The organism is Mycobacterium sp. E2462, from assembly GCF_001672685.1.
Taxonomy (GTDB): Bacteria; Actinomycetota; Actinomycetes; order Mycobacteriales; family Mycobacteriaceae; genus Mycobacterium.
The window spans coordinates 1-2499 of the sequence record NZ_LZKC01000165.1; the positions used below are offsets into that span (position 1 = coordinate 1).

Genomic DNA, 2499 nt, shown 5'->3' on the forward strand with positions numbered 1-2499 from the left:
CGACGTCGTCCACACCAATAGCGGTGGGCTAGTGGTCGCCGAATGGATTCGCGGCGGCTCGCTGCAGGAGGTCGCCGACACCGCCCCGTCGCCCGTCGGCGCCGTGCGGGCCATGCAATCGCTGGCCGCTGCCGCCGACGCGGCCCACCGCGCCGGGGTCGCGCTGTCGATCGACGACCCGAGCCGGGTGCGGGTCAGCATCGAGGGTGACGTGGTGCTGGCCTACCCGGCGACCATGCCCAACGCCAACCCGCAAGATGACATCCGCGGCATCGGAGCGGCGCTGTATGCGTTGCTGGTCAACCGCTGGCCATTGCCGGAGTCGGGGGCCCGCAGCGGTCTGGCCCCGGCCGACCGGGACGCCGCGGGCAACCCCGTCGAACCCATGACGGTGCACCGCGACATCCCCTTCCAGATCTCCGCGGTCGCGGTCCGCGCGGTGCAGGAGGACGGCGCGGCGGCGGGCTCGGCGGGGCGGGGCGCCGGCCGGTCGGTCGGACGCTCGGCGGGGATGTCGGGTTGGAAGTCGTCGGCAACCGGCCGCGCCACTTCACCGGACGGGGGAAGCGCGCCGGAGCCGGCGCTGGATGCGGGGCTCTCCATCGGGCGGTCGGTCACCTCCGGTCCTTTCGCTGTCCGGGCTCGGGCTGGCCGCTCCGGAGGCCTGGGCCGGGTCGGCTCCTGGACCGCATGCGCCCCAGGCGGGGACGAATTTCTCTGCTCAGGGTACGTGACGGGGCGCCGGTGAGACGATCCCGCCAGCGCAGCAGCTCGGCGGGGCCGCGGCGGCCGGCCCGTCAGCCGGGTACGCGCGGCGTCGAACGCGGCCCGCGCCTCGGGCACCCCGGCGCGCAGCATCACACCCGCCGTGATGGGCAGCATGATCAGCCCCAGCAGGACCAGCCGCAGCAAAGAGGCGGCGCCGCCGTGCCTGGTGAGCCCGTCCAGCCCGAGCAGCCGGTCCGCTACGTGCGCGAGCAGTCCCGCCAGCATCGACGCGGTCAGGGTCACCAGGATCGTGCGCACCTCGCCGACGCCGATCAGCTGGCCGCCGCCGGGTAGCAGGGTGTGCCGTAGCAGCAGGTAGCCGATGACCGCCCCGGCGAGGAACCCGACGCCGTTGGCCAGCCCGAGGTAGCCGGCGACCAGCTTGGGGTCGCTCGTCAGGTGCGGCGCGAGCACGGAGCCGACGATCTTGACCGCCGTGATGACGAGGATGATCACGATCGGTGTCCACGGCTGCTCGCGGGCGTAGAAGACGCGCAGCTGCAGCAACACCAACCCGTAGGGGATGAGGGTGAATGCCGACAGCGCGATCGCGACCCCCAGGTAGCCGGCGTCGACGTCGCCGAAGTGGCCGTAGGCGAACAGCGCGCTGCCGATCGCGGGCCCGCCGACGGTCATGAAGGCCACGATCGGGATCAGCGTGATCAGGGTCAGCCGGGTGGCCAGCGACAGGTCGCCGAGCACGGCGCGGGTGTCGTCGGCGGCCGCGTTGCGGCTCAGCCGCGGCATCACCACCGTCAGCACGGTCACCCCGATCATGCCGAAGGGCAGCATCAGGACCAGCCACGTGTAGTTGTAGATCGCCGGGCCGGACGCGGCGGCGGTGCTGGCGATCTGGTTGCCGACGACCAGGCCGAGCTGGCTGATCAGGACGTAGAGCACCATCGCGGCGGCCATGGTGCCGAACCGTTTGAGGCGCTGGTCGATGCCCCACAGCGGGCGCAGGCTGACGTGCTGGCGGCGCAGCGCAATTAGCAGCACCGCGGTCTGGGCGAAGACGCCGAGGGTGGTGCCCAGGGCCAGCACGAGCAGCTTGGTGTTGCCCATCCGCACCGGGTCCACGGACAGCTCGCCCGGTACCAACGCGTACACCGCCAGGGTGCCGAGCGCGACAACGTTGTTGACGACCGGCGCCCAGGCCGTCGGCCCAAACACGTTGCGGGTGTTCAGGATTGCCATGAACACCGACGTGAGGCCGTAGGCGAGCACCTGCGGCAGCAGTAGGTAGGCGAAGGCGACGGTCAGCGGCTCGTTGACCTGTGGGACGCGGCCCAGCATCAGCCGCACCAGCAGCGGCGCGGCCAGCACCGACAGGGCGGTGGCGACTATCAGCAGGGCGGTCGTCAGCGTCACCAGGCGCCGCACGAACGCCGCGCCGCCGTCGGGATCGCCCTGCTCGGCGCGGGCCAGGACGGGCACGAAGATCGCCGTGAAGGTGGCCTCCAGCACCAGCGCGGCCACCAGGTTGGGCAGCTGGTTGGCCACCGAGAACGAGCTGGACAGCGCGGCGCCCAGCATGGCGGCGAGCAGCACGATGCGGGCGAAGCCGGTGAGCCGGCTGATCAGGGTGGCGAACGCCATCGCCCACGAGCGCGACACCAAGGCGGAGTCGGACAGCTCGGGGCGGCGCCGGTCGATGCCGGCGGGTACGGGCGGCAGGGGGCCGGTGGGCGGCGAGAGCGAGTGCCGGGGCGGGCGGGGCGCCGGCCCCGC

General features: G+C 72.8%; 2 pseudogenes. One reads left to right on the forward strand and one right to left on the reverse strand.

The window, feature by feature from the left end:
• Window positions 1-454 (forward strand): annotated as a pseudogene (locus A5714_RS25205) (murein biosynthesis protein MurJ); the annotation flags it as partial.
• Here the strand turns inward: A5714_RS25205 and A5714_RS07595 are convergent.
• Window positions 451-2445 (reverse strand): annotated as a pseudogene (locus A5714_RS07595) (lipid II flippase MurJ); the annotation flags it as partial. The pseudogenes A5714_RS25205 and A5714_RS07595 sit on opposite strands and share 4 nt — an antisense overlap.
• Window positions 2446-2499: the final 54 nt, after the last annotated feature.